Annotated in this window: 10 protein-coding genes and 1 tRNA gene; 6 read left to right on the top strand and 5 right to left on the bottom strand. The window is 68.1% G+C overall.

Annotated features, from left to right (window positions below):
- Nucleotides 1-68: 68 nt before the first annotated feature.
- Nucleotides 69-10850, bottom strand: coding sequence for a DUF5801 repeats-in-toxin domain-containing protein (locus BS69_RS13325; protein WP_037504481.1), 10782 nt, complete (start codon nt 10848-10850; stop codon nt 69-71).
- Between the two features lie 587 nt (nt 10851-11437).
- Here BS69_RS13325 and BS69_RS0110595 point away from each other — a divergent pair.
- Genes BS69_RS0110595 through BS69_RS0110585 form a run of 3 tightly spaced genes read left to right on the top strand, consistent with a single transcriptional unit; the run spans nt 11438 to nt 16433 of the window.
- Nucleotides 11438-13057 (top strand): tetratricopeptide repeat-containing sulfotransferase family protein, encoded by a 1620-nt coding sequence (locus tag BS69_RS0110595; protein WP_245605139.1) that lies wholly within the window; start codon nt 11438-11440, stop codon nt 13055-13057.
- A gap of 52 nt (nt 13058-13109) precedes the next feature.
- Nucleotides 13110-15665 (top strand): TonB-dependent receptor, encoded by a 2556-nt coding sequence (locus tag BS69_RS0110590; protein ID WP_029941918.1) that lies wholly within the window; start codon nt 13110-13112, stop codon nt 15663-15665.
- A 42-nt stretch (nt 15666-15707) separates the two neighbouring features.
- Complete coding sequence (locus BS69_RS0110585; protein ID WP_051676701.1) at nt 15708-16433, top strand: energy transducer TonB; 726 nt, start codon at nt 15708-15710, stop codon at nt 16431-16433.
- Here BS69_RS0110585 and BS69_RS0110580 read toward each other — a convergent pair.
- Both BS69_RS0110580 and BS69_RS14485 read right to left on the bottom strand, forming a co-directional pair.
- Complete coding sequence (locus tag BS69_RS0110580; RefSeq protein WP_051676700.1) at nt 16430-17683, bottom strand: L,D-transpeptidase family protein; 1254 nt, start codon at nt 17681-17683, stop codon at nt 16430-16432. The genes BS69_RS0110585 and BS69_RS0110580 overlap by 4 nt on opposite strands.
- Before the next feature lie 54 nt (nt 17684-17737).
- The gene (locus BS69_RS14485; RefSeq protein WP_051676699.1) at nt 17738-18310 is read right to left on the bottom strand and encodes a YMGG-like glycine zipper-containing protein; all 573 of its coding nucleotides are present in this window, start codon (nt 18308-18310) and stop codon (nt 17738-17740) included.
- Nucleotides 18311-18610: 300 nt separating this feature from the next.
- Between BS69_RS14485 and BS69_RS0110570 the strand changes: the two genes are divergently transcribed.
- On the top strand, nt 18611-20620 hold the full coding sequence (locus tag BS69_RS0110570; RefSeq protein ID WP_029941914.1) for a PAS domain-containing hybrid sensor histidine kinase/response regulator: 2010 nt from the start codon (nt 18611-18613) through the stop codon (nt 20618-20620).
- Nucleotides 20617-21186 (top strand): response regulator, encoded by a 570-nt coding sequence (locus BS69_RS0110565; protein WP_029941913.1) that lies wholly within the window; start codon nt 20617-20619, stop codon nt 21184-21186. Before BS69_RS0110570 ends, BS69_RS0110565 begins: the two co-directional genes overlap by 4 nt.
- Before the next feature lie 33 nt (nt 21187-21219).
- On the opposite strand, the gene BS69_RS0110560 is transcribed toward BS69_RS0110565, so the two are convergent.
- Nucleotides 21220-21312: transfer RNA gene (locus tag BS69_RS0110560), tRNA-Ser, on the bottom strand.
- 270 nt (nt 21313-21582) lie between these two features.
- Between BS69_RS0110560 and BS69_RS0110555 the strand changes: the two genes are divergently transcribed.
- On the top strand, nt 21583-22335 hold the full coding sequence (locus tag BS69_RS0110555; RefSeq protein WP_029941912.1) for a Crp/Fnr family transcriptional regulator: 753 nt from the start codon (nt 21583-21585) through the stop codon (nt 22333-22335).
- On the opposite strand, the gene pyrC is transcribed toward BS69_RS0110555, so the two are convergent.
- Nucleotides 22332-23366, bottom strand: a complete 1035-nt coding sequence (pyrC, locus tag BS69_RS0110550) for a dihydroorotase (protein ID WP_029941911.1) — start codon at nt 23364-23366, stop codon at nt 22332-22334. The genes BS69_RS0110555 and pyrC overlap by 4 nt on opposite strands.
- Nucleotides 23367-23387: the final 21 nt, after the last annotated feature.

Below are 23387 nucleotides of genomic sequence, written 5' to 3'. Positions count from 1 at the left end.
TCCCCCTTCTGGTCTAAAAAGCGGAGCAGAGCGCCCGTCCACTGGCGCCCTGCCCTGCCTCGGGTCATTTAGCCGTTGGCAACCGGCTGAACCGCGTCAGGATGAAGCGCTGGCGCATCCATTGCCGCGGCAAGTCCGGGGAACGAAGCCCCGAAGTGGCCACCGTCCCACGACGGAACAGCGTGGTTGAGCTGGGTTGCCAGCTCCGCCAGACCGCCGCCGCCGCCCGCGCCGCCAGCGAACACGGCCGCTTCCTGGCCGGGCTGATGCTGGACCGGATCGGCGAGCTTGATGGCCGCGTCGATCAGCTGGTTGAGGTCCGGACCCTGCGCCGCGCCGCCCGAAAGGGCATCGGCGAGCACCTGGCCGAGGACCGGACTCTGCTGGATCGGGCCCGCGCCGCCGCCCTGCAGACCGGCGAGCAACGCCAGCTGGTCCGCGCTCGGCAGGTGGAGCTCGCCGCCGCCGGACAGGAGCGGATGCGCCATGTCGCGGATCGCTGCATTGAGCTCGGTGCCCTGGTCGAGCGCGAAGGCCGGGCTGCCCTGATTCGCCGGCTGGGCGAGATCGAGGAAGGCCTGGTGCTGCTCGGCCGCACCGAAGTGCTGCGTGCCGCTGCTGCTGACCTTGCCGGCGAGCGACCATTCGGCTTCGTGCGTCAGGAGCGAGAGCTGGCTGTGGAAGGCCTGCTCGCCCGCCGGCAGATGCACCAGCCCCGAGGCGTGGGTCTGGGTCGCGTCGATCATGCCATCTGCCGCAACCTTGCCCACCACCGCATTGCTGAGCGGCGAGGCGGCAGCCTGGGTCGCGCCGAGGGCAGCCGCAGCGGCGAAGGCGGCGATCAGGGTCGCGGCCGTATTCCCGCCGATGCCTTCGCTGACCTTGGCCGCTTCGGTGCTCTGGCCGACCCGGAAGATCGCGTCCTGGGCCAGACCCGTCACGCCGTTCCGGACGAAGCTGGACGAGCTTGCGATCGAGACATCGCCATTGGCAGCCGATCCGCTGACGCCGTCACCGACCAGACTGATCGAGGTGATGCCGAGTGCCGCAAGGGACTTCACTTCGCCGGCATCGGCGACCCCGTTGCTGTTGGCGTCCTGCCAGACACTGAACTTGGCGAAGTCGGCGTCGCTCGCATCGAGCGTGTCGCCATATTGCGCCCGCAGCGCCTGCAGGTCGGTGACCGCGCCGTTGCCGAACACGAACTCACCCGAACCGCTCACGGTGCCGTTGCCGTCGGCATCCCGGACGAGGATGCCGTCCTGCGCGCCGACCCAGGCGGTCGCTTCCTTCGTGCCGTCGCCATTATAGTCGTAAGCGACGCCGGCGGCGGCCGAGAGGTAGCTGATGTGGCCGTCGTGATTGAGGTCGAGTGCGATCGGCGCCACCGCCGTCGAGGGCGTGTTGCCGTCCTTGACGTTGATGGTGAAGCTGGTGCTGGCGGTATCGCCGTCACCGTCCGCGACCTGCACCGTCACCGGGATGGTGAAGTCGGTGTTGCTCGACTGCACGCCGACCGACACGAGGTCGACCTTGCCGCCGCCGCCACCGACGCTCACCGCAAACATCTCGATGTCCGCGATGATCTTCCCGGCCGGTGCCGTGTAAGTCCACAGGCCGGTCACATTGGCGGAAGGCACTGCTGCCGACACGAAAGTCCCATCGGTGAAGTGGACCACGTAGCGGATGTCGGCGGACGAACTGTAGCCGATGAACTCGTAAGTTGCCGTGCTGATGTTCGGCAGACCCGGATTTGCAGGCGGCACGAACCCGCCCGGACCGTCCGGGTCGTCGAGCGCGCCCTGGCTGAAGTCCCAGTTGAAAAATTCGCTGTTGTTGAAGTTGTTGTTGTCGATACCCCAACCGGCGGTGGAGCCGTTCACGCCCGCGCTCGTGAGACCACTGGCCGCGCCCGTGCTCTGCCAGGTAGCAAGATTGAACCCGGCGCCCGTCTGGTAGCCCGACACCACCGCCAGCGGCTGCCCGCCGGCGCCACTCACGTCACTGAGGACCTGGAAGCCGGTCGGGCCTGCGCCGAAGGACGACGAACCGCCCACCGCCACGTTCACGACCGTTCCGTCGAGCGGCTTGATGAGGTCGAAGGTGTACCGGCCCGAGGCGCCGGCGTTCGGATCGATGGTGATCGTGAACACCGCCTCGCCCGCATCGACGTTACCATTGGCGTTGGCGTCGGTGTAGGCGGTCAGCACATTGCCGGCCTGCTTGGTCGTCAGTGGGACACCGCCCGAGGTCAGGCCGGTCACGTTGGCGGTGATGGTCGAGCTGGCGAACCCGTCGGCCCCCGAGTGGAGGTAGAGGGTGCCGGTCGACACCGCACTGGCGGGAATGTTGTTGGCGGTCGCATTCTGCGCTGCCTGGGTGAAACTCGGAGCGTCATCGACGAATTGAATTTGCCCGCCAATGCCGACGGAAGCCGAGCTCGTGTCCCCGTCCTTGTCGGTCGCGGTCACCGTCGCAAGCAGCGCGCCGTTGGCGATCGACACCGTGTCATTAGGGTCCGCCGCGTTCGAATGCTGGATCGACAGATATTCGACCGTGCTTACCTTACCGGTGGAATCGATGGCGACCGCGAAAGCTGCGGCGCCTCCCGAGCTTCCGACGCGGCCGACGATCACGTCGCCTTCCTTGAACAGGAAAATCGACTGGCCCTCGGTGGTCTTGAGGCCGGAATCGACGCCGCTGCTCGAGAGGCTGAGGCTGTAGGTGATCGAGCCAGCGCCATCGGCGCCCAGGTTCGTGCCGGTCGAGGCGACGATCGCATTGGCGTTGGTCGCGAACTGGCCGCCGGGCAGGTCGGGATCGACCCCCTTGTTGAGGATGCCTGCGAACGCGGCCAGCGGACCGGTCACGTCGTTGGAGCCGGCCTGGTTGCCCGCGCTCTCGTCGAGGATGACCGCCTGGCCGGTCTTCACGATGCTGGCCGACGGACCATCGTCCTGGAACACGAGGTTCTGACCGATATTGGCGACGGCCGTGGCGCTGTCGCCGTCCTTGTCGGTGACCGTCGCGGTCAGCGTGACCAGGTTGTCGGCCGACAGGGTGGTGCTGTCATTGGCGTTGGCCGCGTCCGGGTGGACCACCGCGCGGATCTGGTCGAGCGTCACATTGCCGCTCGCGTCGACCGCGACGGTGAAGGCCAGCGCGCCGGCGGCAGTGCCGACATGACCTTCGACGACACCGCCGTTCAGGACCAGGACGATCGCCTGCCCGGTCGCCGTGTCGACAAGGCCGCTGGCCGTGCCGTTACCGCCGGTGACGCCGAGCTGGTAGGTCACCGCGCCGGCGCCGTCGGCACCGAAGGCCGAGGTGAAGACCGCCGCGAAGCTGGCCGACGCGTTGTTGGCGAGGTTGGTCTCGTCGACCGTCAGGGTCGGCTGGGTCGCCGAGGCGCTGATCGAGGGGCCGTCGTCCTGGAACACGAGGTTCTGGCCGATGTTCGCCACCGCCGTGGCGCTGTCGCCATCCTTGTCGGTGACGGTCGCGGCCAGCGTGACCAGATTGTCGGCCGACAGCGTGTTGCTGTCGTTCGGATTGGTTGCGTCGGGGTGAACCACCGCGCGGATCTGGTCGAGGGTGACCGCACCGCTCGAATTGACGCTCACGGTGAATGCCAGCGCACCGGCGGCAGTGCCGACATGGCCTTCGACGACACCGCCGTTCAGGACCAGGACGATCGGCTGCCCGGTCGCGGTATCGACGAGGCCGCTGGCCGTGCCGTTGCCGCCCGTGATGCCAAGCGCGTAGGTCACCGCGCCGGCGCCGTCGGCACCGAACGCCGAGGTGAACACGCTGGCGAAGCTCGCCGTGGCATTGTTCGCGAGATTGGTCTCGTCGACCGTCAGGGTCGGCTGGGTCGCCGAGGCGCTGATCGAGGGACCGTCATCCTTAAACACCAGGCTCTGGCCGATGTTGACCACCGCCGACGACGAGTCGCCGTCCTTGTCGGTGATCGTCGCGGTCAGTGCCACGAGATTGGCGGCCGACAGCGTGACCGGATCGTCCGGATTGGCGGCGTTCGGGTGGACCACCGCGCGGATCTGGTCGAGCGTCACGTTACCGCTGGAGTCGACCCCGACGGTGAAGGCGAGCGCGCCGGCTGCAGTGCCGACGTGGCCTTCCACCACATTGCCGTTGAGCACGAGGACGATCGACTGGCCGGTGGCGGTGTCGACCAGCCCACTCGCCGTGCCGTTCCCGCCGGTGATGCTGAGCTGGTAGACGATGTTGCCCGCCCCATCCGCACCATAGGAGCTGGTGAAGAGGCTCGCGAAATTCGCGGTCGCATTGGTCGCCAGATTGGTCTCGTCGACCGTCAGGCTCGGCGGACTGCCGACCAGGTTGATCGAGGGGCCGTCGTCGAGGAAGATCAGGTTCTGGCCGATGTTGGCCGTCGCCGCCGCCGAATCACCGTCCTTGTCGGTGATGGTGGCGGTCAGCGTGACGAGGTTGTCCGCGGACAGCGTCGCCGGATCATTCGGATTGGCGGCATTGGCGTGCACCACCGCGCGGATCTGATCCAGCGTGACGACACCCGCGCTGTCGACGCTGACCGTGAAGGCAAGCGCCCCCGCGGCGGAGCCGACATGGCCCTCGACCACGCTGCCATTGAGAACCAGGACGATCGACTGACCGGTCGCCGTATCGGTAAGGCCGCTGGCGACACCGTTGCCGCCGGTGATCCCGAGCGCATAGCTCAGCGTGCCGGGCCCGTCGGCGCCGAAGGCCGTGGTGAAGACCCCGGCGAAATTGACCGAAGCATTGGTGGCCAGGCTGGTCTCGTCGACCGTCAGGTCCGGCTGGGTTGCCGAGGCGATCGCCGTGGGCGAGTCGTCGTTGACGTTGATCGTCAGGGTGCCCGGCGCCGTGTCGCCGTCGACGTCGCTGACGACGTAGTTCAGCGTGAAGGGCTGGGTGTTCTCGTTGCCGCCGGCCGCATGCGGAAGCGGCAGGTTCTGGGTCACCGTATAGGCGCCCGTCGCGCTGTTCAGCGTGACGGTCACATAGGTGATTCCGCCCTGCTGGATCAGGATCCCGCCCGCGCCATTCGAGACGTAGCTGAAGCCTGCCGGCGCGCCGGTCAGCGCGAGCGACCAGGTCAGCGCACCGTCGCCGCCCGAGCCCGCGAGGGTCCCGGTGAGGTTGGCGGTGTCGGGGCTGACGTCGCCGGTGCCGCCCGCGATGCCGCCCGCCAGGGCGTCGTCGTCGAGCAGGACCACCGCGTTCGGACCCGTGACCGGAGCCGCATCGCCGATGTTGATGGTCAGCGTCGCGGTCGCCTGGTCGCCGTCGCCGTCCCGGATCGTGTAGGTGAAGACGTCGGTGACATTGCCCGGCGAGCCATCGGCGCGGAGGTAGCTGTAGCTGCCGTCGGCGTTGATCGTCAGCGTGCCATATTGGCCGACGACGACGTAGTTGTTGCTGCCGTCGGCGCTGGTGTCGGTGTTGGCCGGCACGTTGTTGCTGGCGATACCGACCACGACGGCGCCGTCCGCTCCCTGGACGTCCTTGACGCCATCGGTTGCGTTCGCGTCGCCGCCGACCTTGTCGATGCCCGTGATGACGTTGCCGGTCGCCGGCAGGTTGCTGCCGCCCGCGATCGAGTCGACGTCGTTGAAGGCGGTCGGCGCATCGTCCTTGATGACGATGACGAGGTTGCCGTTGCTGCTGTCGCCGTCGAGGTCGGTGACCACCAGCGGGAAGCTGGCATTGGTATCGCCGCCGTTGACCGCCTGGTTGCCGATCGTGTTGTCGTTCAGCGTGTAGGTGTAGCTGATCGAGCCGACACCGGTCGCCGCATTGTAGCTGACGCCGGTGACGACGAGCGTCTGGCCGGTGTTGCTGACGATGGTCTGCGGATAGGTGCCGCTCAGCGTCACGCCGCCGAGGCTGATCGAGGCGACGCCGTCCTTCGAGACGAAGCCGATGGTGCCGATGACGGCTTCCGAAGCATCGCTGTTGTTGGTGCCGTTACCGTCGGCGATCTCGCCCGAACCGGGCTGCTCCGACCCGCGGATCGGGAGACCCTTCTCGAAGACAGTGGTGGTGGCACCACCCGCCGGCGGGATGTCGAGCGTGACCGGCGAATCGCCGATGCTGATCACCAGATTGGCGTTGCTGGTGTCGCCGTCGCCGTCCTGCAACTGATAGTTGAAGGTGTCGGTGACGCCGCCCGGGGTGCCAGTATTGCGGACGTAGCTGTAGCTGCCGTCGGCCTTGATCGTCAGCACGCCATACTGGCCGTTGACGACGAGGTTGCCGCTGCCGTCGAAGGTCGAGTCCGAGCTGCCGCCAAAGCCGGTCACGCTGACCAGCGTCGCATTGTCGGCGCCGACCGTATCCTTGCCCGCCGCACCCGAGGTGGTGCCGACGCCGCTGATGACGTTGCCGAGTTCGGGGCCGTAGGTCCCGGCGGCCACGGCATCGGTGTCGTTGCGCGCGGTCGGCGCATCGTCGACGATGGTGATCGTCAGCGTGTCGCTGGCGGTCTGACCGTCCACGTCGGTGATGGTGACGGCGATCGGGTCGGTGGTGCTGGTCCCCGCGACCAGCAGATTGTCCTTCAGCGTGTAGCTGTAGCCGATCGAGCCCGCGTTGATGCTGGTTATGGTCAGCAGGCCCTCGCCGGTGTCGATCACCTGGTTCACCGCGGTGACGGTGACGCCGTTGATGGTGATCACCGCCGGGCCATCGCCCTGCGTGAAGCTGATGCTGCCGGTGGTCGTCTCGCTGGGATCGCCATTCGCGCCCGCCGCGGCTTCCTCGCCCGAGCCCTCGGGCTCGCCGCCGTTGCGGGTCGGGAGACCGGCTTCGTAGACGATGGTGCCCGGCGCATTGAGATCGGGCGCGTTGATCGTCGGCGGAGTGTTGCCGATGCTGATCGTCAGCGTGGCGGTGCTCGTGTCGCCGTCGCCGTCCTTCAGCACATAAGTGAAGGTGTCGCTGACGCCGCCGGGGGTGCCGGGATTGCGCACGTAGCTGTAGCTGCCGTCGGCCTTGAGCGTCAGCACGCCATATTGGCCGTTGACGACGAGGTTGCCGCCGACGTCGAAGCTGTCGTCGGTGCTGCCGCCAAAGCCGGTGACACTGGCGACCGCCGCATTGTCGGCGCCGACGGTGTCCTTGCCGGCCGCGCCCGAGGTGGTGCCGACGCCGCTGATAACGTTGCCGAGTTCGGGGCCGTAGGTCCCGGCGGCCAGTGCGTCGGTGTCGTTGCGCGCGGTGGGCGCGTCGTCGACGATGGTGATCGTCAGCGTGTCGCTGGCGGTCTGGCCATCCTGGTCGGTGATGGTGACCGGGATCGGATCGGTCGTGCTGACGCCCGAAACCAGCAGATTGTCCTTGAGCGTGTAGCTGTAGCCGATCGAGCCCGCATTGATGCTGGTGATCGTCAGCAGGCCCTCGCCGGTGTCGATCACCTGGTTCACCGCGGTGACGGTGACGCCGTTGATCGTGATCGTCGCCGGACCGTCGCCCTGGGTGAAGTTGATCGTGCCGGTGGTGGTCTCGCGCGGGTCGCCATTGGCGCCGGCCGCGGCTTCCTCGCCCGAGCCTTCGGGCTCGCCGCCATTGCGGGTCGGGAGACCGGCCTCGTAGACGATCGTGCCCGGCGCGCCGAGGTCGGGCGCGTCGAGGGTCGGCGGGGTGTTGCCGATGCTGATGGTCAGCGTCGCATTGCTGGTGTCACCGTCGGTGTCGCGCAGCGTGTAGGTGAAGACGTCGCTGACGCCGCCGGGGGTCCCGGCGTTGCGGACGTAGCTGTAGCTGCCGTCGGCCTTGAGCGTCAGCACGCCATACTGGCCGTTGACGACGAGGTTGCCGGCGCCGTCGAAGCTTGAGTCCGAGCTGCCGCCGAAACCGGTGACCGACGAGATGCTGGCGCCGTCGCGGCCCTGCGTGTCGGCGCCTGCCGCGCCGCTGGTGGTGCCGGCGCCGGTCAGGACGTTGCCCGTCTCCGGCCCGTAGGTGCCGGCGGCGATGGCGTCGGTGTCGTTACGGGCAATCGGGCCGTCGTCCTGGATCTGGAAGATGCCCTTGCTGACGTCCACGTCGCTCGAGTCGAAGTCGCCGTCGCTGTCGGTGACCGTCTGGCGGACGATCAGCGCGCCGTCGACCGCGTTGAGGATCGCCGCTTCGTCATAGCTCGCGCCCGGGGTGGGGTTCCACACCGGCTGGAGCTGGGTGAAGGTGACGATGCCGGTCGCCGGATCGATGGCGATGGTGAAATAGTCCACCCCGCCAGCCGAACCCGTGATAACGTTGCCGGCCTGGTTGAGGACGATCTGCGTCCCCTGGCCGATGCCGTCGCCATCGGCATCCGACACGTCGCCGCCCTGCAGCGCATACATGCCGCTCGCAACGTTGGTGCCGTTGAGGACGAGCGAATAGACCGTGCTGCCAGCGCCGTCGGCACCGTAGCTCACGGCGGCGAAGTTGCCGGCGAAGTTGGCGGTGACGGTGGCGAGGCCGTTCGGCGCGCCGGCACCCGACGTGTCGCTGCCGACCGGCTGGGTCTCGTCGAGGATGAGGGTCGGCGCGCCCTTGTCGGCAAGGCTGCTGTTGGGGCCGTCGTCGCGGAAGACGATGAGATTGCCGATCGGCGCCGAACCCGAGGCGGTGTCGCCGTCGAAGTCCTTGATCGTGACCGTGGCGTTGATCAGCCCGGACAGGTCGAGCGCATCGTCATAGGCCGCCGCCGTGCTGCCATCGACATTGTGCTCGAGCGGCACATTCTCCGTGACGGTGATGGTGCCATTGGCGTTGATCGTGACGGTGAAGGCGGTCTTGACGCCGCTGCCGTCATTGTAGGTGCCGGTGATGACGTTCGAGGCGGTCTGCACCAGGGTGATCGCATAATCGCCCTGCGCGGTCTTGAGCGGGGTCGCCCCGCCGCCGACGATGCTGATCGAATAACTGGTCGACCCCGAGGCCGCCGGGCCGTCGGCACCGAAGGTCAGGGCCGAGCCGCTGATCACGGCGCCCGCGCTGGTGGCGGTGATCGGGAAGCCCGCCGGGCTGCCCGCGCTGGTCTCGTCGAGCACGACCCCGCGGCCGACGCTGACTTCTCCGAGCGACGGACCGTCGTCGGTGAAGCGCAGGTTGGCGCCGATCTGGACGGACTGGCTGCTGGTGGCGCTGTCGCCGTCCTTGTCGGTGATGGTCGCGGTCGCGTTCAGCGTGACGAGATTGTCGGCGAGGCTGATCAGCTGGTCGTTGAACGGTGCCGCCGTCGCGCTCGGATCGGCGTTGGTGTGGTCGATCTGGCTGTACTGGGTGAGGGTCACCACGCCCGTCGAGCTGACCGACACGTCGAACACGGTGTTGGCGGCGGAAACGCCGGCCTGGGTGGTCGCGGTCGAGGCGACGACCTTGCCGCCGATCGAGTAGAGGTTGATCGCCACGCCGCCTTGGGTCAGCCCCGAGGCGCCGCCCGGCGTGCCGAGCGAGTAGCTGATCACCCCGGCAGTGCCGAGGCCATCGGCGCCCGCCGACTGGCTGAGCGAGAAGACGCCGCCGAAATTGGCGCTGGTCTGGGCGCTGTCGGTGCCCGCGCCGCGGCTGTCGAAGTCGTCGGTGGTGAGCGTCACTCCGGCGTCCGCGCCGGCGTTGATCGCGATGGTCGGCGTGTCGTCGTCGACATTGACCTGGAAGGTGCCCGCCGCCTGGTCGCCGTCACTGTCGGTGACGGTGTAGCTGAAGGTGAAGACGACATTGTTCTCGGCGTCGCCCGGCGCGTGCAGGATCGGCGCATTCTCGGTCACCGTATAGGCGCCGGTCTGGGCGTTGACGGTGACGGTGAGGACGGTGACCCCGTTCTGCTGCACCAGGATCGAGCCGTTCGGGCCCGAGACGTAGGTGAAGCCCGCTGGGGCGCCCGCCGTGGACAGCGCGAAGGTAAGCTGACCGTCGCCGCCCGAGCCCGACAGGATGCCCGAGGCATTGACGCTGTCGGGATCGTCCCCGGTGCCGCCCGGATTGCCGCCCTGGAGGGCGTCGTCGTCGAGCTGGATCAGCGGGTTGGCGCCGACCTCGGGATTGCGGTCGACCGGCTGGAAGACTTCCTGAAAGTCGGGCGGACGATAGCCGAGGTCGGTCGGCGGGAGGAGATCGCCGAGCGGATTGCCCGGATCGAGCGGGCGGACCGGCTCGATGAAGTTGCCGCCGCTCGACTGCGGCACGCCGCTCGCCGGACGCGGCTCCTGGTCGATCAGCAGCGCCGCAAGGTTGGTCGAGGGCACTTCGACGTCGTTGATGACGAGCTGCGGCACGAACACCGCGCCGTCGACGATCAGCATCTGCGAGCCGTCGGGCAGCATGACGAGGAGGTCGCGACCGACGATCCGGATGTCGCTGAGCTCGACGCCCGCGGGAAGGACGACGACGCCGTCGGGGCCGGGGATGATGCGCTGGGCATCGGCCTTCACGACCGCCTGGGTCTTGCCGATCTCGATAGTCAGCCGGGCCTGGCTGGTCGCCCCCGAGGCGTCGGCCAGGGTGTAGGTGAAGGTGTCGCGGCTGTTTTCGGGCGTGTTCGCCTTGGCGGTGTAGCTGTAGTCGCCCCGCGCGTTGAGGGTGAGCGTCCCATGCTCGCCCTCGACCTGGAGGCGTCCGCCCGCGAAGCTGCTGTCGCTGCCGGCGGCACCGGCCACGGCGGTGACCTTGGCACCCGCCGCGGTATCGGCCCCGGCCGCGCCCGTCTCGGTCCCGGCGCCGGTGATCACATTGCCTGTGGCCGGCCCGCGGTCACCCGCGGCCAGCTGGTCGGCATCGTCCCGCGCGGTCGGCCCTTGGTCCTGAAACGACCCGGACAGCGAAGCATCTTCGTAGCGCATCTTTCACCCTTCGATCGGTTGGCCGATGGTCCCCACCACCGGTCCCCAGTGCCCATGCGTTTACCGAGAGTCTGCCGAATGCCGTTGAATGGCCAAGGTTAACGACGGAGCCCCAGTTCGCGTGTAACGAGGAAAAGAACCACGACATTGATGTCATTGGCAAGTCAGCGGCTCCGATCCGCGAGTCTGGGGCGCCCCTTTCACGGTCCTCGCGGCAAGTCTTGTTTGGTTAACGTTTTGAGACATGCCAATCAAAAAGCGTTTTTCATATCGCATTATTCGAAGCTAATTGCGGCTAGTCTTTCCTGATTGGCCGAGATACGCGAGTAAACGGTGCAGATTGGAATCGTCATTACCCGGCCATTTCCTGCGCCTCCCACGGCCGGACAGGACATTTACGGTATGTTAAGGATTTTTGTTTAATGCCACCCGATCCGGATGTTGTCGTTCCACTGACTCGGGCGGCCATCCCAAGAATCTTTTGAGTGGCGTCCCGAAACGGGAAGAAGCCGCGATTTTCTGCCCCATGCCGCCGCGACTCGGGGACCGGCTTGCACGCCGGACGGCGCCGCTCCATCGTCCGCCGGGTGACTTCCGCATCCATTCCAAACCATTGGCCGCAGGACCTCATCGAGGCTGCGATGGCGATGAACCGAAACCGGCTCGACATCGCCGAGCGGCTGCTCAAGGCCCGGCTGCGGACCAACTCCGACGATCCGCGCGCGCTCAGGATGCTGGCCGAGGTCGCAGGCCGGATCGGCCGCCTCCACGACAGCGAGGCACTGCTCCGCCATGCGCTCGCCGTCGCCCCCGGTTTCCAGGCCGCCCGCGCCAACCTCGCGCTCGTGCTCGGCCGCCTCGGCCGTCCGCAGGAAGCTTTGCCGCTGCTCGACGAGCTCCTCGACCACGAGCCCGAGACGCCGAACCACCTCAACCTCAAGGCGGCGACGCTCGGCCGGCTCGGCGACTTCGAAACGGCGATCGACACCTATCGCAAGGTGCTCGAGGAAATTCCGGGGCAGCCCAAGGTCTGGCTCAGCCTCGGCCACATGCTCAAGACCGTCGGCCGGCTCGACGAGGGCATCGCCGCCTATCGCGAGGCGATCGCCCTCCGCCCCACCCTCGGCGAAGCCTGGTGGAGCCTCGCCAACCTCAAGACCGTCCGCTTCGACGACGACGACCTCGCCGCCATGGGCGCGGCGCTCGAGGCCGCGGACATCACGCCCGAGGACCGCTTCCACCTCGAGTTCGCGCTCGGCAAGGCCCATCACGACCTCGGGCAACATGACCGCGCCTTCGGCTATTATGCCGCCGCCAACGCCCGCCGCCGCGAGCACCAGCCCTATCGCGCCGCCGACACCAGCACGATCGTCGACGCCAGCATCGAGACCTTCACCGCCGATTTCTTCGCCGCGCGCACCGGCGCCGGCTGCGCGGCCGCCGATCCCATCTTCATCCTCGGCATGCCGCGCTCCGGCTCGACCCTGCTCGAGCAGATCCTCGCCAGCCACAGCCAGGTCGAGGGCACCACCGAGCTTCCCGACCTCCCCGCGCTGGCGCGCAGGAAGCGCGGCTATCCGCGCTCGGTCGCCGACTGGTCCGCGGACGAGCTGGCTGCGCTCGGCCAGGAATATCTCGAGCGCACCGCGGTGCAGCGCCGGACGGCGAAGCCGCGCTTCATCGACAAGCTGCCGAACAACTGGCTGTTCACGCCCTTCATCCACCTGATCCTGCCCAACGCGACGATCGTCGACGCCCGCCGCCACCCGCTCGGCTGCTGCCTGTCGAACTTCCGCCAGCATTTCGCGCGCGGCCAGGCCTTCACCTACGACCTCGCCGACATGGGCCATTATTACGCCGACTATGTCCGGTTGATGGGGCATGTCGACCGCGTGCTTCCCGGGCGGGTGATCCGCGTCGTCTACGAGGAAATGGTCGCCGACCCCGAGGCCAACATTCGCCGCCTGCTCGACCGCGCGGGCCTTCCGTTCGAGCCCGCCTGCCTCGACTTCCACAAGACCGAGCGCGCGGTCCGCACCCCCAGCAGCGAACAGGTCCGCCGTCCGATCTATCGCGACGCCGCCGAGGAATGGCGGGCCTACGACGCGCATCTGCAGCCGCTCCGCGACGCGCTAGGGGCCGTGATCGACCATTATCCTGACGCACCGCCGCCACAGCAACCCGGAAAGACTGTGGAGCGCAGTTGACATTGCCCGCCGTCGCGGCAGCAATACGCCGGTTGAGAATAGGGGGGACATCATGAAGCTTCACGGCGCGCCGGCTCGGCTGGCGCTTGCTCTGCTTGCCGGCACCGCGCTCAGTCAGCCGGCCTTCGCTCAGAGCGGTCCCAATGACACGCCGCCCACCCCCGAGGCGCAGGCCGCCAGCGACGGGCAGGAGGCCGACACCAGCGAGATCGTGGTCACCGCGCAGAAGCGCGAGGAGAATCTCCAGAACGTGCCGATCTCGATCCAGGCGATCGGCACCCGCCGGCTCGACCAGCTCGGCATCGCCAATTTCGAGGAATATACCAAGCAGCTGCCCTCGGTCTCCTTCCAGACCGCGCAGCCGGGCGTGACCGTGGTCTACATGCGCGGCGTCGCGACCGGCGGCGACGGCAACCACTCGGGCTCGCTGCCGAGCGTCGGCACCTATCTCGACGAGCAGCCGGTCACGACCATTGGCGGCACTCTCGACGTTCACATCTACGACGTCGCGCGGATCGAGAGCCTCGCCGGCCCGCAGGGCACGCTCTACGGCGCGTCGAGCCAGGCCGGCACCATCCGCATCATCACCAACAAGCCGCAGCTGGGCGTGACCAGCGGCCGCATCGACGGCGAGGTCAACAAGGTCGCGCACGGCGACTGGGGCGGCAAGCTCGAGGGCATGATCAACCTCCCCGTCACCGACCGCATCGCCTTCCGCGGCGTCGGCTTCTGGCAGCATGACGCGGGCTACATCGACAACATCCGCCGCCCGCGCACCTATTATGAGAATGCCGCCGACCTGCTCGGTTCGCCGGTGCCGGTCGTGGTCGCCGACAATGCGCCTTACGTCGGCAAGGACCTGAACAAGCTCACCACCTATGGCGGCCGCGCGGCATTGAAGGTCGACCTCGACGACAACTGGACCGTCACGCCGACCGTCCTATACCAGAACATGAAGTCGGACGGCTATTTCGGCTATTATCCCGACCTCGGCGAGCTCAAGACCGACCGCTTCTTCGACGAATTCCGCAACGACGAGTTCGTCCAGGCCGCGCTGACGGTCGAGGGCAAGATCGGCAACTGGGACCTGACCTACGCCGGCGCCTACCTCGACCGGAAGACAGCCAGCCTCACCGACTATACCGATTATGCCGATACCTATGACGACCTCTATTCCGAGGCGGGTCTCGGCGGCCTCGCTTATTTCTACTTCCAGGACAGCGCCGGCAATTACATCGACCCGCGCCAGCGGATCGAGGCCAGCGACCACTTCAAGAAGATGAGCCAGGAGCTGCGGATCGCGTCGCCCTCAACGGCTTCGACGCGGTTCATCGCGGGCGCCTTCTTCCAGCGCCAGTCGAACCAGATCTTCCAGGACTATATCATCGACGGCCTCGCCCCGAACCTGTCGGTCAACGGCCGGCCGGAGACCCTGTGGCTGACCCGCCAGGAGCGCATCGACAAGGATTACGCGCTGTTCGGCGAGATCAGCCAGGACATCGGCTCGAAGATCACGCTCACCGCCGGTGGGCGCCTCTTCAAGTTCGACAACTCGCTCTACGGCTTCTTCGGCTTCGGCCGCGACTTCAACGGCCCGCCCTACAACGGCGCCGGCAGCAGCCGGACCGGTGTCGCGGGTTGCTACACCACCACGGGGCAGATCTTCCGCGACAATCCCAATCCGGCGGCGATCATCACCGACGGGCGGATTCCCGGCACCTTCTGCACCAACCTCGCCGACTTCAAGAACGGCAAGCTGGTGCCCAAGCGGAACAAGGGCGACGGCTTCACCCATCGCCTGAACGTCCAGTACAAGCCTTCCGAAGGGCTGATGTTCTACGGCACCTGGTCCCGCGGCTTCCGGCCGGGCGGCATCAACCGCCGCGCCACCGTCCCGCCCTACGATCCCGATTACCTGACCAACTTCGAGGCGGGCTGGAAGGTCAGCCTCGCCGACAATGCGGTGCGCTGGAACGGCGCGGTGTTCACGCAGAAGTGGAAGAAGTTCCAGTACAGCTTCCTCGGCGAGAACAGCTTCACCGAAATCCGCAACGGCTCCGACGCGCGGATCAAGGGCATCGAGAGCGACATCAGCTATGTCGGCGGCGGCCTGACCCTCAATGCCGCGGCGGCCTATACCGACGCCAAGACGCTGAAGACCATCTGCTCGGGCGTCGGCGACGTCGCCCCCTGCGATGCCAGCTTCGTCTCGGCGCCCAAGGGCACGCGCCTGCCGGTCACCCCGCGTTTCAAGGCCTCGGCGACGGCGCGCTATGCCTTCCCGGTCGCCTCCTACAAGGGGCACGTCCAGGTCGGGGTCGCGCACCAGAGCTCGGCCGCGGCGACGCTTCGCCAGGCGATCCAGCTCGTCGGCACGGGCGACATCGTCAATCCCAACGACTATCTCGGCCGGATCCGCGGCTCGACCCTGGTCGACTTCACCGCCGGGCTCGACTTCCGCAAGTTCGAGGCCGAATTCTTCGTCAACAATGTGTTCGACAAATTGAATGACCTGTCGGTGGGCTCGAACTGCGGCAGCTGTTTGCGCCCCGTGATCACCCCGGGCACGCCGCGGACCATGGGCATCCGGCTGGGCGCCCGCTTCTAGTCGGGACATGAAGCCGGCGGGACGTTCGTGCGTTCCGCCGGCATGCCCTGGCAGCCGCAGAGGACCGACCGCAAGAAGACGATCGCGCTCGTCGCGGGGCTGCATCTTGCGCTCGGTGCCGGGCTGGTCCTCGGTCTCGCCGGCGACCCCATCCGCCGGGTGAGCGAGGCGATCACGACTTTCGACGTCGCGCCGCCACCCCCGCCGCCGCCGCCACCGGCCGCGGCCGACGACAGCGCGGCGAAGCGCGAGGCCGGGGCGCCCGATCTCGAGGCCAAGCCGGCCCCGGTGGTCCTCCCGCCCCCGCCCGTCCGCCTTCCCGTTCCCCCGCCGCTCCCCACGGCCCGCGAAAGCGCGCCCGACACCGCCAGCGCGTCCAATGCCGGCGCGGGCCAGGTCGCGGGGCCCGGGCGCGGCGCGAACGGCAGCGGCGACGGCACCGGTGGCGGCGGCAACGGCGGGTCTGGCAGCGGCCCCGGCGGCGGCCTCGGCAGCAATGCCCGGCTCGTCTCGGGCAATCTCAGCCGCGGCGACTATCGCCGGATCCGGGGCTATGGTGCGCCGCGCGGCCAGGCGGTGCTCGCGCTCGAGGTCGGCGCGGACGGACGGGTCAGCCGCTGTCAGCCTTATTCGACCTCCGGCACCCCCGCCCTCGACGGCGAGCTTTGCCGTCTCCTGTCACGCACCCGCTGGGAGCCCGCGCGCGACACGGCCGGGCGGCCGGTTGCGGTCGCCCTGCGCTATGTCGCGACCTGGGACCGCGACTAGCCGCGGGCGAGTTTGGCGCGCGGCCCCGGCATCGTGTCGCGCTTGTAGATGTCGTCGTAGACGGCGACCTCATTCCCGCTCGGCACCGCCGTCAGATAGGTGAGGTAGACCGGGACCGGGGTCGCCAGGGGCACCTTCTGCTCGGGCGCGGCGCCCTTGGGACGAAGCGGCTTGCCATAGAGCCAGGCGCCGAGCCGGCTCGCGGCCTCCAATCGCACGCAGCCGCCGCTGAACAGCCGCGAGGCTTCGCCGAACAATTCGTCCTGCGGCGTGTCGTGAAGATAGATGCCCTGCGCATTGGGGAACATGAACTTCATGTCGCCCATGCTGTTCGAGGGTCCCGGCAGCTGGCGCAGGCGGACTTCCTTCCTGCCCGCCGCCACCGCCGCCCAGTCGACGCTCGCCGGATTGACGATCTTCGCCTTGTCGGACCAGTCGGACAGGACCTGGTAGCCCTTGGCCTTGAGGTAGGGCAGCCCGCCCTTCACCACATTGGGCGCGATGCGCTCGGCGGCGAGGTCGCTCGGCACGTTCCAATAGGGGCGGAGCGAGGCGTAGCGGATGTAGGCCGCCATCATCGGGGTCGGGTAGATCGGCTTGCCGACCACCACCCGCATCATGTCGACCGTCTGGTTGTTGTCGATCATGAACAGGCGCTGCGCGGCGGTATTGACCAGCACGTAGCGACCGCTTGCCGGCAGGCTGCGGACGCGCTGGAGGTTGACCTGCACCAGCCCGCGCGTGCGCGGATCGAGGCGGTTGTCGGTCAGCTGGCGCCGCAGCTGCGCGTAATAAGGATGCATCCAGCCCATGTTGCGCATGTAGGCGGCAAGGTCGGGCGCGGCGGCCGCTCCCTGCAGCAGCGCGGCCGCGGAGGGAGCCTGGGGGCGAAGCTCATTGTCGACGTAGATGACGCCGATATTGGGCGCGCGGCGAAGGTCCTGCGCATAGCGGACGAAGGCGTCGCTCAGCGCCCGGTCGGCACGGGCGACCGCGTTCGCATCGCCGCCGAAGGCCGCGCGCGCGAATCTCGACAGGTCGCGGCTCTTGTAGCGCTTGGGATTGAGGCCATCGACCTTGGCGGAGTCGAGCAGCCGGATCAGCTCGTTCGCGGCCTCGCCGCTCCGCGCGCCGAAGAACAGGGAGCCGCCTTGCGCGGCGGCGGTCGTGGCGATGCTCGCGCTGGCCGCGGCCGGGGCAAGCGGGGTCGTGGCGGCAAGCAGCGCCGCACAAACAAGTGCCGGGCGCATGAAGCGCCCGGCACGAAAGCCACTCAGGTTACGCAAGTGGTTCATCAAGGCTCCTTAGCCGCGCTCGCCGCTCCGGGTCGGAGTCGAGGTCGGCTGGCTGTAGGTGCCCGTGTTCGACTGCGCCGGGGCACCCGGGTAATACTGGCCGTTCTGGACGTAACCGTCGACCCGGCCGTCACGATCCTGGTCGGCCCAGATCGCGCCGGCAAGACCGCCGACGACCGCACCGGCCACCGCGCCCTCGAGGACGCTGACGCCCGGGATCACCGCGCCGGCCACGCCGCCGAGGACCGCACCGCCGGCCGCACCGGTGGCGACCCGACCGAGGGTCGAATCCCAGCCGCTCGGCTGGCCGGCATAATATTGCCCGTTCTGGACATAGCCGTCGGCATAGCCGTCATTGTTGTTGTCGGCCCAGACCGCGCCGGCGAGACCGCCGATGGCGGCGCCCACGGCGGCACCGGTGATGGTGCTTACGCCCGGGACCACGGCGCCCACGGCGGCACCGCCCACGGCACCGACGGCGGCGCCGGTGGCGGCGTCGGCAAGGGTATCATTCGACGTGGTGGCGCAAGCGCCGAGCGACAGCGAGCTGGCAGCCGCAAGTGCGATCAGTGTCTTCTTCATATGCTTTCTCCCGATGGTATGTCGGCGACCATGCGGCAACGTATCGAGGGCGGTGTTCGACCGCGCTTGAAACGCCGAACTGCCATGGCCAGCGACCCCCCAACGCGAGTCATTCGCAACCGGTTCCGGGCCCGGAACAAGCCTCTTGATTCCAACGATTTAACTTTCGCTTGGGCGCCTTCGACTGAGCCTCGGCTGAACCGCCCCGCCCGGTCGCGACAAAATGGCGGCCGATTGGCCGGCCTGCCCGATTATCCTCTAATATGGAGCTGTCCGTCCTCCGATCGAGCAAGTCCGCCCGTGACCCTGCAACAGCGTATCTCCCTTCCCGGCGCGCGCAGCCTCACCGACGGCGCGTCGATCGCGCTGGTCGGGCTCGACGCCGAAATGCTGTCGCACCTGATCGCCGAGACGACCCGCGACGCCTTCGTCGCCGTCGATCGCGAGAACCGGATCGCTTACTGGAACCACGGCGCGGAGGCGATGTTCGGCTGGACCCGTGCGGAGGCGATCGGCCAGTCGCTGCACCTCATCATCCCCCCGGCGATGCGTGAGGCCCATGTCGCGGGCATGGACCGGGTGATGAAGGGCGGCGAGCCGCGGCTGGTCGGCAAGGCGGTTGAGGTGACCGCGCTCCGCAAGGAGGGCGAGCCGCTCCCGGTCGAGCTGTCGCTGACCATGTGGACCGAGCCCGGCACCGACATCCCGGCGGGGTTCGCCGCGATCATGCGCGACATCTCCGCCCGCAAGGCGCTCGAAGACGAACGCAACGCTTACGCCCTCCGGCTCGAGGAGCAGATGCAGGCGATCGAGGCGACCAACGACGGGATCGCGATCACCGATGCCGAGGGCCACTTCATCTTCATGAACACGGCCCATGCCAGGCTGTTCGGCTATGCCAGCGCCAAGGACGCGATCGGATTGCACTGGTCCCGCCTTTACGATGCGAATGAGGCCGAGCGGATCGTGACCGAGGCGATGCCCGCGGTCGGCGCGCAGGGCTCGTGGCGCGGTCACGCCTTTGGCCGCCACCGCGACGGCCACCTGATCGAGCAGGAGGTCACGCTGTCCGCCGGCGCCAATGGCGGCATCGTCTGCACCACCCGCGACATCGGCGAACGGCAGCGCGCGCTGCGCGAGCGGATCCGCACCCGCGAGCAATTGCTCATCGCCGAGCGCCAGGAAATGATCGGCCGGGTCGTCTCGGGCATGGCCCACGACTTCAACAATCTGATGGCGGTGATCACCGCCTCGGCCGCCGCGCTCGAACAGGATGGCGGCGCTGACAACGCCCAGGTCCACCGCATCCAGAGCGCGGCCAATGCTGCCGGCAAGCTCCTGCGCAAGATCCTTCGCCCCGAGCGGCGGGTCTCCGAACACCAGTCGGTGGACCTGTCGCGCGTCGTCCGCGAAGTCGCCGAGCTGATCGAGGTCAGCCTGCGCCCGGGCCATTCGGTCACGGTCGAGCTCCCGGACGAGCCGATCGCCATCGATGCCGACGAGAGCGAATTCATGCAGGTGCTGATGAACCTGTGCACCAATGCCCGTGACGCGCTTTCGCCCGACGGTCCCGGCCAGATCCTTCTCAGCTATCGCGAGGGTAGCAGCGGTGATTTCGACGGCGCCCCGGCGGTCGGAGTGATGCCGAGCGGCCGCTTCGCGGTGGTCCGGGTGGAGGACGATGGCAGCGGAATCGCGCCCGACGTGCTCGACCGGATCTTCGACCCCTTCGTCAGCCGCAAGAAGGACAGCGGCACCGGTCTCGGCCTCAGCGTCGTCTCCAAGCTGGTGACCGAGGCCGGCGGGGCGATCTACGTCCGCTCCTCCACCGCCGGCTGCTGCTTCGACATCGCGTGGCCGATCGAGCGCCGCTCCACCCCCGACGCGCAGCCCGAGGCTCCGGTCGACCACATCTCGCTGGCCGGCCGCGCGATCCTCTCGATCGACGACAATCCTGCTTTGCTCGACTTGATCGCCCTGCACCTCGAGCGCGCCGGCGCCGAGGTCTGCCCCTGCCTGTCGCCGGCCGACGGCCTCGACGTGCTGCGCGACCGCGGCGCCCGCTGGGACGCCATCGTGGTCGACTTCGACATGCCGCAGATGAATGGCGTCGAATTCGCCACCGCCGCCCGCCAGCTCCGCCCCGAAATCCCGATCGTGCTCTGCTCCGCGGTGGCGGAGGACCTCGTCATCTCGGCCGCCGCGCGCAAGATGTTCGCGGCGATCACCTCCAAGACCAACCTGCACCTCCACCTCCCGCGTGCGGTGGCGTCGGTGCTTCCCGGACCGGATGGGGAAGACCAGAAATGAAGCTGTTGATCGTCGACGATCACGAAATGCTGCGCGGCGCGCTGTGCGCCTACCTGCGCAGCGACCCCAGCTGGGAGATCGACGAGGCCGAGGACGTTCCCTCGGCGCTCCGCACCATTCGCCACCTCGGGCCCTTCGACATCGTCCTGCTCGATTTTCACTTGCCCGGCATGGACGGACTCGACGGGCTGCGCGAAGTGATCGCGGCCAACGAAGGCAAGCCGGTCGCCCTCTTCTCGGGGACCGCCAGCGCAACCGTCGCCTCGACCGCGCTGCGGTGCGGGGCGGCCGCCTTCCTGTCGAAGAGCATGCCGGTCGAGGAATTGCGGATCGAGCTCACCAACATAGTCTCGGCCAGGGGCTCGACCTGGGTGCCCGGCAACGAGGCGGCGGGGGCCCCGGCGGTCCAGCTCACCCCGCGCCAGGAGCAGGTGCTGCAGGGGATCAAGGCCGGCCAGTCGAGCCGCGAGATCGCGCGTCGCCTCGACCTTCAGGAAACCACGGTGAAGATGACCATGAAGCTGCTCTTCGCCAAGCTCCAGGTCCAGGACCAGCCCGCGGCGTGAGCGGGCCGGTCAGGCCGGTAACAGCAACGGGACTGGCGGAGACGGAGGGATTCGAACCCTCGGTACGGTAATTCACCGTACGGCGGTTTAGCAAACCGCTGGTTTCAGCCACTCACCCACGTCTCCGGATGCATCGGCCGGCCAGCGCTTAGCCGACGACTTCGCAGGGTTCAACTAGATTGCAAACCATCGTGAAGAAGGTGCCGTTTCACAACCAGCAGCCGCGCGTTCGCCGCTCAAGTGTGTCGGCAAGCCGACACAAAACTCGGCCTAAGTGCTTCTAAAATAAGCTGTTGCTTCATATCGGAACACTAGCGTAATGCTTCCCGCCGGGGGGTTGGGACGGCCGCAGGGGCGCCGTCCCCAGTGGGAGTGTGCGGGGCCTTGGATCTTCCGATGGACATCCATTCTGCGGCGAATCTCGAGCAAGCCTTTGCCGGCAACCGGCTTCTCGCCGCGCTGTCGGCCGAGGAGCGCGCCCTGCTCGAGCCGCACGCCGAGCTGATCAGCTTTGACGGCGGGGACATCGTGCTCGAGACCGGCGACGTCACCCGCCGCAGCCTGTTTCCGTTCGACGGCCTGATGATCTCGATGCAGCGCGAGCTGTCGGGCGGGCGCTCGGTCGAGGTCGCCGCCATCGGCCGCGAGGGGGCGGTCGGCGGGATCATCAGCTGCGGCCACGCTCCTGCCTTCACCCGCGCGCTCGTCCAGCTGCCCGGGCCCGCCGTCGCGGTCCCGATGGCCGTGCTCGAACAGGCGAAGCAGGAGAGCGCGCATCTGCGCAACCTCTTCTGCCGCTACTCGGACGCCTTGCTGTCGCAGGTCATGCAGTCGGTCGCGTGCAACGCCTTCCACCCGATCGAGGCCCGCGCCGCACGCTGGCTGCTCCATGCCCAGGACCGCGCCGCCAGCGACCGGCTCGCGTTGACCCAGGAAAGCCTCGCCGGCCTGCTCGGGGTCCAGCGCACCACCGTCAATGCGGTCGCGCGCGTGCTCCAGGAGCAGGGGCTGATCGCCTATCGCCGCGGCGCCATCCAGGTCATCGACCGGGCCGGCCTCCTGCGCGTCAGCTGCGACTGCTACCGCGCGGTCGAGGATCATTTCCACGCGGTGCTTGGCCCCGATGGCCGGGGCACCCCGCCGGCCTAGGCCCCGACCAGCCGCCAGCCGAGCGTTTCGCCGGCATGGAAGGGAGTGAGCGTCGATCCCGCCGCGGGCACGCTGGCGGAGACCTCGATTGCGGACCGCTCGAGCGTCAACGTCCCCTCGTTCAGCGGCAGCCCGTAGAAGCGCGGACCATGCTCGGCGGCAAAGCCTTCGAACCGGTCGATCGCATCTTCCTCGTCGAACACGGCCAGATAGCTTTCGAGCGCATGCGGCGCGTTGAAGATGCCCGCGCAGCCGCAGCCGCTTTCCTTGGCTTCCCTGAGGTGCGGCGCGCTATCGGTGCCGAGGAAGAATTTGGGGCTGCCCGACACCGCCGCCGCCCGAACCGCCAGCCGGTGCCGCTCGCGCTTCACCACCGGCAGGCAATAAGCGTGGGGCCGCAGCCCCCCGGCGAACAAAGCGTTGCGGTTGAGGTGGAGATGCTGCGGGGTGATCGTCGCGGCGAGCCTGGGTCCGGCGGCCGCCACGAAGTCGGCACTGTCGGCGGTGGTGATATGCTCGAGCACGATCTTCAGCCCCGGAAAGTCGCGCATGACCGGGGTCAGCACCCGCTCGAGGAACACCGCCTCGCGGTCGAAGATGTCGATCTCGGGATCGGTCACTTCGCCATGGACGCACAGCACCATGCCGATCCGCTGCATCCGCTCGAGCGCGGGAGCGATGTTGCGCACGTCCGTGACGCCGCTGTGGCTGTTGGTCGTCGCCCCCGCCGGATAGAGCTTGGCCGCGACCCACACGCCCGCGGCATGGCCGCGCTCGAGTTCGTCGGGATCGATGCTGTCGGTCAGATAGCAGGTCATCAGCGGCTCGAAGCCCGGTCCTGCCGCCGCCCGGATCCGCTCCCGATAGGCGCTCGCTGCCGTCACCGTCGTCACCGGGGGCACGAGGTTGGGCATGATGATCGCCCGCGCGAACTGCCGCGCGCTGTAGGGCGCCACCGCCTCGAGCATCGCGCCGTCGCGCAGGTGGAGATGCCAGTCGTCGGGGCGGCGGATGGTGATGCGGTCGGTCAACTTTGCTCCCCACTCCCGTTC

Source organism: Sphingomonas astaxanthinifaciens DSM 22298, assembly GCF_000711715.1.
GTDB classification, from domain to species: Bacteria; Pseudomonadota; Alphaproteobacteria; order Sphingomonadales; family Sphingomonadaceae; genus Sphingomicrobium; species Sphingomicrobium astaxanthinifaciens_A.
The sequence above is the reverse complement of the archived record's forward strand: the minus strand, read 5'-3'. Positions and strand labels throughout refer to the sequence as shown.

What these genes read in the sequence shown, in the direction of transcription:
- BS69_RS0110555 (WP_029941912.1), top strand. Translation starts at nt 21,583, where the DNA reads ATGGACATCCATTCTGCGGCGAATCTCGAGCAAGCCTTTGCCGGCAAC.
- BS69_RS13325 (WP_037504481.1), bottom strand. Translation starts at nt 10,850, where the DNA reads ATGCGCTACGAAGATGCTTCGCTGTCCGGGTCGTTTCAGGACCAAGGG.
- BS69_RS14485 (WP_051676699.1), bottom strand. Translation starts at nt 18,310, where the DNA reads ATGAAGAAGACACTGATCGCACTTGCGGCTGCCAGCTCGCTGTCGCTC.
- BS69_RS0110565 (WP_029941913.1), top strand. Translation starts at nt 20,617, where the DNA reads ATGAAGCTGTTGATCGTCGACGATCACGAAATGCTGCGCGGCGCGCTG.
- BS69_RS0110585 (WP_051676701.1), top strand. Translation starts at nt 15,708, where the DNA reads ATGCCCTGGCAGCCGCAGAGGACCGACCGCAAGAAGACGATCGCGCTC.
- BS69_RS0110580 (WP_051676700.1), bottom strand. Translation starts at nt 17,683, where the DNA reads ATGCGCCCGGCACTTGTTTGTGCGGCGCTGCTTGCCGCCACGACCCCG.
- BS69_RS0110590 (WP_029941918.1), top strand. Translation starts at nt 13,110, where the DNA reads ATGAAGCTTCACGGCGCGCCGGCTCGGCTGGCGCTTGCTCTGCTTGCC.